The 12,978-nt window shown below is 70.8% G+C and carries 12 protein-coding genes; 8 read left to right on the forward strand and 4 right to left on the reverse strand.

Features of this window, described 5'->3' with window-relative positions; translation table 11 throughout:
* Positions 1-107 precede the first annotated feature (107 nt).
* The 5 genes from J2S55_RS31335 to J2S55_RS31355 all read left to right on the forward strand — a co-directional run bounded on the left by J2S55_RS31335 (position 108) and on the right by J2S55_RS31355 (position 5,376).
* Positions 108-1,247: an acyl-CoA dehydrogenase family protein gene (locus tag J2S55_RS31335; protein ID WP_306868309.1), complete on the forward strand. Its 1,140-nt coding sequence runs from the start codon at positions 108-110 to the stop codon at positions 1,245-1,247.
* Between the two features lie 41 nt (positions 1,248-1,288).
* A complete protein-coding gene (locus tag J2S55_RS31340; RefSeq protein ID WP_306868311.1) occupies positions 1,289-1,963 on the forward strand; it encodes a transglutaminase-like domain-containing protein in 675 nt (224 codons plus the stop codon).
* Positions 1,964-2,021: 58 nt separating this feature from the next.
* The gene (locus tag J2S55_RS31345; protein WP_306868312.1) at positions 2,022-3,386 is read left to right on the forward strand and encodes a TrpB-like pyridoxal phosphate-dependent enzyme; all 1,365 of its coding nucleotides are present in this window, start codon (positions 2,022-2,024) and stop codon (positions 3,384-3,386) included.
* A 195-nt stretch (positions 3,387-3,581) separates the two neighbouring features.
* Positions 3,582-4,565 carry a DMT family transporter gene (locus tag J2S55_RS31350; RefSeq protein ID WP_306868314.1) on the forward strand — a complete coding sequence of 328 codons (984 nt, stop codon included), beginning with the start codon at positions 3,582-3,584 and terminating at the stop codon, positions 4,563-4,565.
* Positions 4,558-5,376, forward strand: coding sequence for a maleate cis-trans isomerase family protein (locus J2S55_RS31355; protein ID WP_306868316.1), 819 nt, complete (start codon positions 4,558-4,560; stop codon positions 5,374-5,376). Before J2S55_RS31350 ends, J2S55_RS31355 begins: the two co-directional genes overlap by 8 nt.
* 263 nt (positions 5,377-5,639) lie before the next feature.
* On the opposite strand, the gene J2S55_RS31360 is transcribed toward J2S55_RS31355, so the two are convergent.
* Positions 5,640-6,224, reverse strand: a complete 585-nt coding sequence (locus tag J2S55_RS31360) for an HD domain-containing protein (protein WP_306868318.1) — start codon at positions 6,222-6,224, stop codon at positions 5,640-5,642.
* A 263-nt stretch (positions 6,225-6,487) separates the two neighbouring features.
* Here J2S55_RS31360 and J2S55_RS31365 point away from each other — a divergent pair, with 263 nt between their 5' ends.
* Positions 6,488-6,832, forward strand: coding sequence for a DUF485 domain-containing protein (locus tag J2S55_RS31365; protein WP_306868319.1), 345 nt, complete (start codon positions 6,488-6,490; stop codon positions 6,830-6,832).
* Positions 6,829-8,439 carry a monocarboxylic acid transporter gene (locus tag J2S55_RS31370; RefSeq protein WP_306868321.1) on the forward strand — a complete coding sequence of 537 codons (1,611 nt, stop codon included), beginning with the start codon at positions 6,829-6,831 and terminating at the stop codon, positions 8,437-8,439. The genes J2S55_RS31365 and J2S55_RS31370 overlap by 4 nt, the downstream gene beginning before the upstream one ends.
* A 166-nt stretch (positions 8,440-8,605) precedes the next feature.
* Here J2S55_RS31370 and J2S55_RS31375 read toward each other — a convergent pair whose 3' ends face one another.
* Positions 8,606-9,529, reverse strand: coding sequence for an aldo/keto reductase (locus tag J2S55_RS31375; protein ID WP_306868324.1), 924 nt, complete (start codon positions 9,527-9,529; stop codon positions 8,606-8,608).
* A gap of 104 nt (positions 9,530-9,633) precedes the next feature.
* On the opposite strand from J2S55_RS31375, the gene J2S55_RS31380 reads away from it, so the two are divergent.
* On the forward strand, positions 9,634-10,656 hold the full coding sequence (locus J2S55_RS31380; RefSeq protein ID WP_306868325.1) for an alpha/beta hydrolase: 1,023 nt from the start codon (positions 9,634-9,636) through the stop codon (positions 10,654-10,656).
* Positions 10,657-10,733: 77 nt separating this feature from the next.
* Here the strand turns inward: J2S55_RS31380 and J2S55_RS31385 are convergent, their stop codons facing one another.
* Positions 10,734-12,281, reverse strand: a complete 1,548-nt coding sequence (locus J2S55_RS31385) for an MFS transporter (RefSeq protein WP_306868327.1) — start codon at positions 12,279-12,281, stop codon at positions 10,734-10,736.
* Positions 12,278-12,853, reverse strand: a complete 576-nt coding sequence (locus tag J2S55_RS31390) for a TetR/AcrR family transcriptional regulator (RefSeq protein WP_306868330.1) — start codon at positions 12,851-12,853, stop codon at positions 12,278-12,280. The genes J2S55_RS31385 and J2S55_RS31390 overlap by 4 nt, the downstream gene beginning before the upstream one ends.
* Between the last annotated feature and the right edge of the window lie 125 nt (positions 12,854-12,978).

A 12,978-nucleotide genomic window follows, 5' to 3' on the forward strand; every position in this document is an offset into this window, starting at 1 on the left:
CGCAGTGGGACTCCCGGCGGTCACCGCCGGGGTCCCACTGCTACCCGGCAAGACACTCCTATCCGTACCCGGCAAGACACTCCTACCCGGCAAGAAAGGAGGCAGCGATGGTCAAGTGGACCGAAGACCAGCGCGACCTGCGCGACGGACTCGCCCAATGGTTCACGGCGCTCAACGACGGCCATCTGGAGCGGGACAAGAACGCCGTCTTCGACGGAGACAAATGGAAGATCATCCGCGAGTCGGGGATCCTGTCGCTCCCGTTCGAGGAGCAGTGGGGCGGCCTCGGCCAGGATCTGCTCACCACCATGTACGTCCTGGAGGGGCTCGGCCACGGCTCCCGTGACGGCGGCCTCAGCTTCTCGGTGACCACCCACATGGTGAGCACCGGAGTGCCCCTCCAGCGGTTCGGATCGGCCGACCTCAAGGCCCGCTACCTGCCGGGCGTCTGCGACGGGACCACGATCGGCGCGCACGCCATCAGCGAGCCGGACAGCGGTTCCGACGCGCTGAAGATGCGGACCACCGCCAGGCGCGAGGGGGACCGGTGGATCCTGTCGGGCAGCAAGACCTTCGTCAGCAACGCCCCCGTCGCCGACCTGTTCGTGGTCTACGCCCGCACCCATCCCGACGGCGGGCCGCTGGGCATCACAGCCTTCCTCGTCGAGCGGGACACGCCGGGCCTCACCGTGGGCAAGCCCATCGACAAGATGGGGCTGAAGACCTCTCCGATCGCCGAGCTCTTCTTCGACGAGTGCGCGGTCCCGGCGGCCAACGTGATCGGCCGCCCGGGGGCCGGATTCCTGGTGCTCGACCACGTGATGAAGTGGGAGATCCTCTGCTCCTTCATCGTGAACGTCGGGGAGATGCAGCACCGTCTGGAGCGGTGCGTGGACTACGCCAAGCAGCGGACCCAGTTCGGGAAGCCCATCGGCTCGTTCCAGTCGATCGCCAACAAGATCGTCGACATGAAGATCGGCGTGGAGAACGCGCGCCGATGGCTCTACGAAACCGCCTCCCGCCTGATGAACAACGAGAACGTCACCGTCGACGTCGCCATCAGCAAGCTGCTCGCGAGCGAGGCCAACCTCTCCTCCGCACTGGCCGCGGTGCAGATCTTCGGCGGCAACGGATATATGGCGGAATTCGGCCTGGAAAGGGATCTGAGAAACGCCGTCGGCGGGACCATCTACTCCGGGACGACCGACATCCAGCGCAATCGAGTGGCCGCGATGATGGGCCTCTGAGAATCAGCCAACCAATTCTACAGGACAAGGACGAAGACGAAATGACTCTTCAGCTTGACGAACTCTGCCGGCCGACCGAATTCCTCGACCACGAGTCCTCCACCGTGCGCGAATTCGTCTCACGGGCTCTGGGCGACGCCGAGCTCGGCCCCAACGAGAAGGCCATCAAGCTGTACTACGCGGTCCGCGACGGGATCCGCTACGAGGTCTACGGGAGCGACCTGTCGCGGGCCGGCCTCAAGGCCAGCGCGATCATCGACAGGGGGAGCGGGTTCTGCGTCCACAAGTCGCTGGTCTACGCGACCGCGCTGCGGGCCGTCGGGATCCCCAGCCGCATCGTGATGGGCGACGTGCGCAACCACCTGGCGTCGGACCGGCTGAGGGAGCTCGTCGGCGGTGACCTCTTCCGCTTCCACAGCCTGACCCAGGTCAATCTGGACGGGCGCTGGGTCAAGGCCACGCCGGTGTTCAACAAGACGCTGTGCCGCCTGTATCGCATCGCCCCGCTCGAATTCGACGGCACGGCCGACAGCGTTTACCACCCCTTCGACGAGGACGGCCGCCGGCACATGGAATTCGTGCACTGGCACGGCGAGTTCGACGACTTCCCCTACGAGCTCGTCGTCAACGGGATCCGTGAGGCTCATCCCCGGCTCTTCCAGAGCTCGCACACCACCAAGGAGGGCTCCCTGGTGGAGGAGGCCGCGGCGCGGTAGGGCACGGCAGACCGGTTTTTTCCTTTCGTAATTTTGTTTCAGATGACTGGAGCTTTTGATGATTAATCGAGTCAGGTACCAGCTCACCGAGGCCGATATTCCGCAGACCTGGTACAACCTGGCCGCCGATCTGCCCGACATGGCGCCGCCGATCAATCCGCGGACCGGTCAGCCGATCACCCGGGAGGACATGAAGCGGACGATGCCCGATGCGCTCATCGAGCAGGAGTTGAGCAAGGAGCGGGAGTTCGAGATCCCCGAGCCCGTCCGGCAGGTTTACGCGCAGTGGCGGCCCACCCCCATGTTCCGCGCCCGCCGGCTCGAGCAGGCTCTGGGGACCCCCGCGCGCATCTACTACAAGTACGAGGGCGACGCGCCCACCGGCAGCTTCAAGCCCAACAGTGCCATCGCCCAGGCCTACTACAACAAGGAGGCCGGCAAGACGCTGCTGGTCGCCGACACCGGCGCCGGTCAGTGGGGGAGCGCGGTGGCCTTCGCCGCCAAGCTCTTCGACATGTCCGCGAAGGTCTACCAGGTGAAGGTGAGCTACCAGCAGAACCCGCACCGGCGTGCCCTCATGGAGACCTTCGGGGCCACCTGCGTGCCCAGCCCGAGCACCGAGACCGAGGCCGGCCGGGCGATCCTCGCCGAGAACCCGGACCATCCCGGGAGCCTGGGCGTCGCCAAGTCCGAGGCGCTGCAGACGGTCTTCGACAACCCCGAGGCGGCCTACACGCGCGGCAGCGCCAGCAACCACGTCTGCGCGCACCAGACGGTGATCGGGCAGGAGGCGATACGCCAGATGGAGCTGGCCGAGGACTACCCCGACATCGTGATCGGCTGCTCGGGCGGCGGGAGCAACCTCGCGGGTCTGTCGTTCCCCTTCCTCGGCGCGAAACTGCGCGGTGGCCGGGACCTGCGGATCGTCGCCGTCGAGCCGGTCGCCTGCCCGACGCTGACCCGGGGCCGCATCGCCTACGACTACGCGGACTCCGGTGGCCTGACGCCGCTGTACCGCATGCACACGCTGGGCCACACGTTCGTCCCGCCGCCCGTGCACGCCGGAGGGCTGCGCGCCCACGGCATCGCGCCGCTGGTCAGCAGGGCGGTGGAGGAGGGGCACATCGAGGCGGTCGCGGTGACCCAGACCAGCTGCTTCGAGGCCGGCGTGCAGTTCCTGCACGCCGAGGGCATCCTGCCGGCGCCGGAGTCCACGCACGCGGTCCGCGTCGCGATCGACGAGGCGATCCGGTGCCGGGAGGAGGGCGAGTCCCGGGCGATCCTGTTCGGCCTGACCGGCCACGGCTACTTCAACCTCTCCGCCTACGAGCGGTACTTCGCCGGCACGCTGCCGGACGACGCCCTCTCCGACGACGTCCTCGACCACGGCCTGGCGAGCATCCCCGAGCTGGCCCTCGTCTAGGGACGCGCTCCATGGATCTCCACCCCAGCGCGGATCGGCCGGACGGCCGCCCCACCCGGGCGCGGGCGCTCATGACGCGGTCATGGGCGGACGGCGTGGCGGGGCGGCCGTCCGGCCGGCCGCGGCAGGCGGCAGGGGCCACGGGACACACCCTGAGCGGCAGAGCCTCCGACACCACCAAGAGAGAGAATTGAGATGAAACGTTCGAGTGTCTTGCAGTTCCTCCTCCTCGGGCTCATCTGGGGAGGGAGCTATACCTTTATCAAGATCTCGCTCGACGGGCTGACGCCGGCCCTGCTGGTGTTCGTCCGGATCGTCCTGGGGGCCGTGGTCCTGCTCGCCTTCGTGGGCCTGCGCCGGGTGCGGATCCCGGCCTTCGGCGCCATCTGGGGACACATCGCCGTCGCCGCGATCCTCGGCATGGTCGCCCCCTTCCTCCTGCTGGCCTGGGGGGAGCGCTACACCAGCGCCGCCATGGCCGGTGTGATCATCGCCGCGCTCCCGCTGCTCACGCTCGTGGCCGTGTGGATCCTGCTGCCGTCGGAGAAGACGACCCGGCGGAAGCTCGCCGGCTTCCTGCTGGGATTCGCCGGAGTGGTCCTGATCATCGCCCCGTGGAACAGCGACGCCGGATCCCTGACCGGGCAGCTCGCGGTGCTGGGGGCCGCGGCCTGCTACGCCGCCCAGACCGTCTACGTCCGGCGCTTCCTCCTGCAGCACGGCCTGGCCCCGCTCGCGCTCGCCGCCTCGCAGCTCGTCGCCGCGACCCTGCTGCAGGGGGCGGTGCTGCCCTTCACGCCCTGGCAGACCCCCACGCTCAGCTGGCCGGTGGTCACGAGCATCGTGATCCTGGGCGCCATCGGCACCGGCCTGGCCTACGTGCTCTACTTCCGGCTCATCAGCGACCTCGGAGCCACCTCCGCCTCCGCGGTGAACTACCTGGTCCCCGTGGTCGGCATGCTCACCAGCACCCTGCTCCTGGGCGACACGGTGACCTGGAACATGGTGGTGGGCGTCGTGGCCGTCCTGATCGGCCTGGCCGCCGCCGAGAACCGCCTGGCCTCGCTCCGCCCGCGTCCCCCGGCGGAGGCGGACCCCGGGCCGCCCCCTCCGGCGCCGGCGAGCACGGAGCGCGCGCCCTCCCTTCCCTCCGTCCGGGTGGGAGGCGGCGATGACTGACCTGGCCGGCCCGCACCGGGCCAAGGAGCGCACCGACAGCTCGGGGTGGCGGGCACGCTTCGGCATCCTCGTCATCGACAAGGACCCCGTCCCCGAATCGGAGTTCTGGGCGATGGCGCCGGCCGGGGTGACCGTCCACGCCGCCCGCTTCGCCAGCCCCCGCCAGGCCGGGACCGACGCCTACGACAGGCCCGGCACGGCGGTGGCGGAGTCCCCGGACATCGCCCGCGGCCTCGACCAGCTCGGTCACATCGGCCTCGACGCGATCTGCCTCTGCTTCGTCACCGGCAGCTTCCTGGGCGGACCCGGCTTCGACGAGCGGTTCGCGCAGGAGGCCTCCCGCAAGGCGCACGGCACGCCCGTCATCACGGCGGCGCAGGCGCTGGTGACCGCCATGCGGGAGCTGGACGTCAAACGCCCCCTGCTGGTCATCCCTCCCTGGTTCAAGGCGGCCATCGCTCAGGAGGCGGAGCGGTACTTCGCCGCGGCCGGCTTCCACGTCGCCGGGACGCTCCCCTTCGACCTGGGGATCGGGTGGCGGGAGCTGCAGCCGTGGGAGATCTGGGACAGCCAGGGCCAGCGGCACGTCCGGCCCGAGGACCTCTACCACCAGGTCCGCCGGTCGATCTCGGCCGACGTGGACGGGATCGCCGTCGTGGGCAACGGCCTGCGCTCCATCGAGGCCATCGAACTGCTCGAGCGGGACCTGGGCCTGCCGGTCGTCACCTCCAACCAGGCCGCGCTCTGGCACAGCCTGAGAACGGCGGGCATGACCGCCTCCCTGCCGAACTGGGGCCGTCTGCTCTCCTAGCCCCCGGACCGCCCCTCCTAGCCCCCGGACCGCCCCTCCCGGCCCGGACCGCCCCTCCTGGCCCGGACCGCCGCCGGAGACGGCGGCGGCACCGGAAGGGAGGAGGGGGCCTGCGCTCCGGACAGGCACCGGGGCCTGCGCTCCCGGACAGGCACCGGAAGGGAGGACGAGGGGTCCCGCGCTCCCGGACAGGCGCCGGATCCGGCCCGATGCGGAGCGGCCGTCCGCGGCGCCGGCGGTCCGTGCCTGTCGCCGCGCGCGGCTCAGGCGCCCGGGTCTCCGTTGAGGACGTGCGTCACCCATTCCAGCGGGCCGGTACGGAGCGCCTCCTCCGCGAGGCGTTTCGCCGAGGCCGTCTGCAGGGCGGCGAGCGAGCTGTCGATCCACGGCTGGACGGTCCGGTGACCCTGCTCCCGATACTCGACGGCCTGGATGAGGCATTCCAGCTTGTCGGCGTCGCGGGCGCAGCGGGCTTCGAGGCTGGTCTTCTCCTCGTACTCGCCGACCGCGCCGCCGATGACCTCGGCGACGGCCGAGGGGACGCCGCGCGTCTGGTCGGCGGTGACCTCCTCGTTGGAGGCCGTCTTGAGGTAGCGCTTGGCGAGGTAGGGGATGTCGGTGATCCGCGTCTCCTGGGAGTCGTGGAACAGGCTCATGAACGCCGCGCGCTCGGGGTCGCCGCCCTCCATCGCCGCGATCACGGTCGCGATGACGGCCGCCCGGAAGGAGTGGTCGGCGATGCTCTCGGGGTCTCGCACGCCCGCGACCAGCCACCCCGTGCGCCGGTAACGCTTGAGCAGCCCCATCTCGTACAGCAGGCCCGTCAACCTGGCCAGTTCCTCCTCCATGGTGTCCCCTTTCACCCTCGATGGACCATGGGTAGACCATCCCCCCAGCCCGCCCACGGAACCCCGGCGACACGCCGTTCTCGACGGAGGCCGTCCTGGACCGGTGGACCGTTCACCGCACCGGATGGACCTTTCACCGCAAGTCATGCCCAACTGACCGCGACCCGGCGCCACCTGGGCGAAGAGTCCGTCCCCGGGTCTCCTCCCGGGGTACGGTCCCTCCTACGTTGGCCGTGATCCAGATCACATTCATGGGAGGTCATGTGACCGCCAGGCAACATGATTCATCTGTCTACGAACAGATTCAGGGTGACGCGAGGTTCCAGGAGCTGAAGCGGCGCTTCCGGTCGTGGGCCTTCCCGATGACCGCGGCGTTCCTGGCGTGGTACCTGCTCTACGTGGTGCTGTCCGCCTGGGCGCGTGACTTCATGGGCGCCAAGGTGCTGGGCAACATCAACGTGGCGCTGATCTTCGGTCTGCTCCAGTTCGTGTCGACGTTCCTGATCGCCTGGGCCTACTCCCGATACGCCGAGAAGAAGCTTGACCCGGTGGCCGACGAGATCCGTCACGAGGTGGAGGAAGAGACCGTGGAGGAAGAGGTCGTATGAGCCACCAGACACTGTCGACGATCCTGTTCCTGCTCTTCGTCGCGGGGACATTGGTGATCACCTTCTGGGCCAGCCGCAACACCAAGAGCGCCACCGACTACTACGCCGGCGGCCGGTCCTTCAGCGGCGCCCAGAACGGCCTGGCGATCGGCGGCGACTACATGTCGGCCGCGAGCTTCCTGGGCATCGCCGGGACGATCGCCCTGTCCGGATACGACGGCTTCCTCTACTCGATCGGCTTCCTGGTCGCCTGGCTGGTGGCGCTGCTGCTGGTCGCCGAGCTGATGCGCAACTCCGGCAAGTTCACCATGGCCGACGTCCTGGCCTTCCGGATGAGCCCGCGCCCGGTCCGCACCGCCGCGGGCGTCTCCACCATCGTCGTGTCGATCTTCTACCTGCTGGCCCAGATGGTCGGCGCCGGCGCGCTCGTCGGCCTGCTGCTCGGCGTCACCTCGCCCGGCGGCAAGGCGCTCACCATCGTCGGCGTCGGCCTGCTCATGATCATCTACGTGGTCGTCGGCGGGATGAAAGGCACCACCTGGGTGCAGATCGTCAAGGCCGTGCTGCTCATGGGCGGCGCGACCCTGATCACCCTGCTGGTGCTCGGCAAGTACGGCTTCAACCTCTCGGCTCTGCTCGGCGAGGCCGCCGCGCAGAGCGGCAAGGGCGACGCGTTCCTCAACCCGGGCGGGAAGTACGGCACCGAGGCGCAGGGTCTGGCGGGCAAGCTCGACCTGATCAGCCTGGGCCTGGCGCTGGTGCTCGGCACCGCGGGCCTGCCGCACATCCTGATCCGCTTCTACACGGTGCCCACCGCCAAGGAGGCCCGCAAGTCGGTCCTGTGGGGCATCGGCATCATCGGCGCCTTCTACCTGCTCACCCTCGTGCTGGGCTTCGGCGCCGCGGCGCTGGTCGGCGGCAAGGCCATCGCGGCACAGGACAAGGCGGGCAACACCGCCGCGCCGATGCTCGCCGAGGCGGTCGGCCAGGCCATCTTCGGCGAGGTCGGCGGCACGATCCTGCTGGCGCTCATCGCGGCGGTCGCCTTCGCCACGATCCTGGCGGTGGTCGCCGGTCTGACGCTGGCCTCCTCCTCCAGCTTCGCCCACGACCTGTACGCCCACGTGTTCAAGCGCGGCGGCGCCACCGAGAAGGAGGAGATCCTGGTCGCCCGGATCTCCTCCTTCGTCATCGGCGCGGTCGCCATCGGGCTCGGTATCCTCGCCCAGGGGCAGAACGTGGCCTTCCTGGTCGCGCTGGCCTTCGCGGTGGCGGCCTCCGGCAACCTGCCGGCGATCCTGTTCAGCCTGTTCTGGAAGCGGTTCAACACCGCCGGCGCGGTCTCGGCCATCTACGGCGGCCTGGTCTCCGCGCTGGTCCTGGTGATCTTCTCGCCGGTCGTGTCGGGCAGCGCCACCTCGCTGTTCCCGGACGCGGACTTCGCCTGGTTCCCGCTGAGCAACCCCGGCCTCGTCTCGATCCCGCTCGGCTTCCTGGCCGGGATCATCGGGACCCGGCTCAGCAAGGAGTACAGCGCCGAAAAGTACGCCGAGATCGAGGTCCGTTCCCTCACCGGCATCGGCGCCGAGAAGGCCGTCCAGCACTGAGCGGGTCGGCCGGCGCCGGGCCGGTCGATCCGGGGGACGCGGGTGAGGGGTCCGGCCGTGCCACGGCCGGGCCCCTCACCCGTGCCACGGCCGGGCCCACATCACGCGGCGGCGCCGGCCGGACACCCCGTACGGCGGCGCCGGCCGGCGATCCTCACCGCGGCGGCTAGCGGGAGGCCTCGTCCAGCATCGCCAGCTCGTCGTCCCGCAGGGTCAGCCCGGCGACCGCGAGCAGCGGCTTGAGCTGCTCGACGCTGCGGGCGCTGGCGATCGGCGCGGCCACCGTGGGCTGGGCGGCCAGCCAGGCGAGCGCGACGGCGGCCGGGGCGACGTCGTGGGCGGCGGCCACCTTGCTCAGGGCCTCCAGCACCCGCGGCCCGCGTTCGGTCGCCAGGTAGGCCGACGCCTGACCGGCGCGGGGGCTGTCCACCTCGACCCCGGGCCGATACTTGCCGGTCAGGAAGCCGCGGGCCAGGCCGAAGTACGGTGTGCTGGTCAGCCCCGCCGCGGCGACCACCTCGCGTAGCGCGCCCTCGTAGTCGCGCTCCAGCAGGTTGTAGTGCTGCTGCAGCACCCCGTACCGGGCCAGGCCGTCCCGCTCGGAGATCGCCAGAGCCTCGGCCAGCCGCTCGGCGCCGTAGTTGGAGGCGCCGATGTTGCGCACCTTGCCCTCGCGGATCAGGGAGTCGAACGCGCCGAGGGTCTCCTCCAGCGGGGTCTCGGCGTCGTCGATGTGCGCCCAGTACAGATCGATGTGGTCGGTCTGCAGGCGGCGTAGGGAGTCTTCGGCCGCCGCGCGGATGTTGGCCGCCGACAGGCCGCGACGGCCGCTCAGCGAGCCGACCTTGGTGGCCACCACGACCCGGTCGCGGTTGCCGCGAGAGGCCATCCACTCACCGATGATCGTCTCCGACTCCCCGCCGGAGTGCCCGGGGACCCATTCGGAGTAGACGTCGGCGGTGTCGATGAAGTTGCCGCCCGCTTCCGCGTAGGCGTCCAGGACGGCGAACGAGGCGTCGCGGTCGGCGGTCCAGCCGAATACGTTGCCCCCCAGGCAGAGGGGGAAAAGGTTCAGCTCAGAAATGCTCATGGCCGTCAGCTTATTGGCTGAATAATCGCGCACTCAGCGGGCATCCCGGCAGGCTGCCGGGCAATTATTATGTCCGGCGTCAATAAGGACGGTCGGAGGCTCTCATGGCACCCGGTTCACGGCTACGCGGACTCCTCATCGGCGCTGTGATCGTGGGCGGGCTCTGCGTCCTGCTCGTGGCCGCCGCGATCGCCCTGGCCGTCAACCTGCGCCACCCGGCCCCCGCGCCGGCCGCCTCTCCCACCTCCGCCCAGCCGCTGAAGACCTCCGGCGGCGCCGAGGTGGTCAAGGAGCGGCGGCTCGGCGGACGCAGGATGGAGCTGACCCTGCGCTCCCCGGCCCTCGACGGCGTCACCACGGTCCGGCTGCTGCTGCCCGAGGGATGGTCCAAGGACTCCGGCCGGAGCTGGCCGACGCTCTGGCTGCTCCACGGGGGACTGGACGGCTACCAGGCATGGTCGAAGTCGGACATCGAAGAGCTGACCGAGGACGCGCAGGTCATCGTGGTGATGCCGGACGGAGGCAAGTGCGGCAGCTACTCCGACTGGTACAACGGCGGCGACGGCGGTCCGCCCCGGTGGGCGACCTACCATCTGAAGGAGCTGCTGCCCCTGCTGGAGAGCCGCTACGCCGCGAGCGGGGAGCGGGCCGTCGCCGGATACTCCATGGGCGGTCAGGGGGCGATGCTCTACGCCGCGACCGGGAACTTCCGGGCCGCGGCCTCCTTCAGCGGGGCCGTGCACACCCTCATGCCGGGAGTCGACCTGGCCGTCATGCTCGGCACCACCGCGGGCTGCTTCGGCACCGACTGGAAGCGCATCTGGGGCGACCCCCACGACGACCGCGGGATATGGCGGGCCCACGACCCCTACCACCTGGCGGGCAGGCTCCGCGGGGTCCGGCTCTACGTGGCCGCCGGCGACGGCCGTAAGAGAGAGGGCGAGCTCTTCGGTGACATCACCGAGGAGCTCGCCGACCGGGCGGCCAGATCCTTCACCGGCCGGCTCAAGGAGCTGGGCATCCCCGTCGAGACCCATTTCTACAGCGGGCGTCACAACATGACCTACTGGAACGGGGAGCTCCGCCGCGCGCTGCCGATGCTGCTCGACGCGATCGGCGCCGGATGAGCCGCCGGGCGGACCCGCCCGGCGGGGCCGGCCCGCAGCGCGTGCCGTACGGGGTGGCCAGGGGGCTGCCGGGACGGTCAGTGGCCGCCGGACAGGTCCATGTCGCGTGGGGTGAGCAGCCACACCGCGACGGCGGCGGCCAGCATGAGGCCGCCGCCGGCCGCGCCGGTCACGGCCAGCGAGTCGGTGAAGGCGGCCTGGGCCTGGCGGGCCAGCTCGGCCCCGGCCCGGCCGGCGCCTCCGGCCACCTCCAGCGCCCCGCCCAGCGACTCGCGGGCCACCTCGGCGGCCCGGCCGGTCACGCCCGCCATGGCCGGCTCGGGCGGCGCGAGCCCGCCGCGGTAGACCGCCGCGGCGACGCTGCCGAGAACGGCCACGCCCAGCGCCCCGCCCAGCTCGTAGCTGGTCTCCTCGATCGCGGCGGCGCTGCCGGCCCGCTCGGGCGGCGCGCTGGACATGATGACCGCCGAGGCGATCGCCAGCGACCCCATGCCCACGCCGATCAGCAGGAGCGCCACGGCCACGGCCGGGTAGGAGAGCGGGGCCGGCGCGGCGAAGAGGACCAGGAACCCCGCCCCGGCGACGGCCAGACCGCCGGCGAGCACCGTCCTGGTGCCGACCCGGACGGCCAGGCGAGGGGCCAGCGGCGAGACCAGCCCCGCGCCGGCCGCGGTCGGCAGCAGCCGCACCCCGGTCTCCAGGGGTGAGTAGCCCTGGACGAGCTGCATCCACTGGGCCATCAGCAGCAGCATCCCGGCCATCGCGACGGAGGTGGTCAGCGCGGCGACGGTGCCCGCGGTGAAGGAGGGGCGGCCGAACAGGCGGACGTCCAGCAGCGGATCGGGCCGGTCGAGGCAGCGTCTGACGAACCAGACCAGCGTCACCACCGCGACGGCCAGGGAGATCGGCGCGCTGGGATCGCCGAACCCCTCCTTGCCGAAGTGCTTGATCGCCCACACCAGGGCGACCATCCCCACGATGGACAGCGCCGTGGCCGGCGCGTCCCAGCGGCCCGGGCGCGGATCGCGGGACTCGGGCAGCAGGAGGAGGCCGGCGACGACCGCCGCGACCATCACCGGGACGTTGACCAGGAACGCGGCGTGCCAGCTGAACCTCTCCAGCAACGCGCCGCCGAGGATCGGGCCCAGCGCGCCGCCGAGCGCGGCCATGGCCGACCAGACGCCCAGCGCGGTGGCCCGCTCGCGCGGATCGGTGAACAGGGTGCGGATCATCGACAGGGTGGACGGCATGATCATGGCGCCGCCGACGCCGAGGAACGCCCGTGCGACGATCACGTCGCCGGGGCTGTCGGCCACCAGCACCGCGGTCGAGGCGAGGCCGAAGATCGCGAATCCGGTGAGCAGCATCTTCTTGCGGCCCCACCGGTCGCCCAGCGCGCTGACCGTGACGAGCAGGCCGGACAGCACGAGCGCGTAGACGTCCACCATCCACAGCAGCTGCACCGAGTCCGGCTTCAGGTCGGCGGAGATCGCCGGCAGTGCCACGTTGAGGATGGTCATGTCCATGACCACCAGCAGCAGGCTCGCGGACAGGACGCCGAGCCCCGCCCAGCGACGCGGGTGCGGCGCGCCGAGCACCGGTCCCCGTCCGGACACGCGCGTCATGCGGTCCCTCGCAGGAAGGTCTCGACCAGCAGCCGCTCGATGTCCCTGCGCGCGACGTCGCCCCGCCGCAGGCTCTCCCGCACGGCGATGATGAGGCCGTAGGAGGTGTTGCTGATCCACCTGACCGGCAGATCGGGGCGGAGCACACCGGCCCGCTGCGCGGCCAGGTAGAGCGCGAGCTCGCGCTCCTCCAGCTCGTCGGCGCGCTCGCGCAGCCCGGGCAGCTTGGTCATCACGTGCTCGGTCAGCGCGAAGCCGTACTCCTGCACGTCGTCGACCATGCCGGCGAGCAGGTCCCGCAGGGCGGCGGTGACGCGCTCGGGGTCGGCGGAGGCGGTGGCCTCCTCGATGGCGGCCCGCCGCTGCACCCGCTCCCAGCTGTCGAGCGCCTTGCGGCCGAGGACGGCCAGCAGCTCCTCCCGGCTGGCGAAGTGCCGGTGGAGCGTGGCGCGGCTGACCCCGGTGGCCTCGGCGATCTGGGCCATGGAGGCGGTCGGATCCTCGTTCAGGTGCTGTATCGCCAGGGCGATGATCTGGTCGCGGCCCACGGCCACCATGCATCTCCGTTTCATATGAGACAATTTCGTCTCAAACACTACATGACCGTACCGACCCTTCCGTACGGCGTGCGGCATGCGGCGCGCGTACGGCGCTCTCCCCCCGGCGGCATGGAAATCGGGCCTGGCCGGGGGCTATG

Source organism: Streptosporangium brasiliense (genome assembly GCF_030811595.1).
Lineage (GTDB): Bacteria > Actinomycetota > Actinomycetes > Streptosporangiales > Streptosporangiaceae > Streptosporangium > Streptosporangium brasiliense.

Excerpts from the sequence above, each read along its gene's own strand:
- J2S55_RS31375 (WP_306868324.1), bottom strand. The coding sequence starts at position 9,529 with ATGAGCATTTCTGAGCTGAACCTTTTCCCCCTCTGCCTGGGGGGCAAC.
- J2S55_RS31345 (WP_306868312.1), top strand. The coding sequence starts at position 2,022 with ATGATTAATCGAGTCAGGTACCAGCTCACCGAGGCCGATATTCCGCAG.
- J2S55_RS31380 (WP_306868325.1), top strand. The coding sequence starts at position 9,634 with ATGGCACCCGGTTCACGGCTACGCGGACTCCTCATCGGCGCTGTGATC.
- J2S55_RS31355 (WP_306868316.1), top strand. The coding sequence starts at position 4,558 with ATGACTGACCTGGCCGGCCCGCACCGGGCCAAGGAGCGCACCGACAGC.
- J2S55_RS31350 (WP_306868314.1), top strand. The coding sequence starts at position 3,582 with ATGAAACGTTCGAGTGTCTTGCAGTTCCTCCTCCTCGGGCTCATCTGG.
- J2S55_RS31385 (WP_306868327.1), bottom strand. The coding sequence starts at position 12,281 with ATGACGCGCGTGTCCGGACGGGGACCGGTGCTCGGCGCGCCGCACCCG.
- J2S55_RS31340 (WP_306868311.1), top strand. The coding sequence starts at position 1,289 with ATGACTCTTCAGCTTGACGAACTCTGCCGGCCGACCGAATTCCTCGAC.
- J2S55_RS31360 (WP_306868318.1), bottom strand. The coding sequence starts at position 6,224 with ATGGAGGAGGAACTGGCCAGGTTGACGGGCCTGCTGTACGAGATGGGG.
- J2S55_RS31370 (WP_306868321.1), top strand. The coding sequence starts at position 6,829 with ATGAGCCACCAGACACTGTCGACGATCCTGTTCCTGCTCTTCGTCGCG.
- J2S55_RS31335 (WP_306868309.1), top strand. The coding sequence starts at position 108 with ATGGTCAAGTGGACCGAAGACCAGCGCGACCTGCGCGACGGACTCGCC.
- J2S55_RS31390 (WP_306868330.1), bottom strand. The coding sequence starts at position 12,853 with ATGAAACGGAGATGCATGGTGGCCGTGGGCCGCGACCAGATCATCGCC.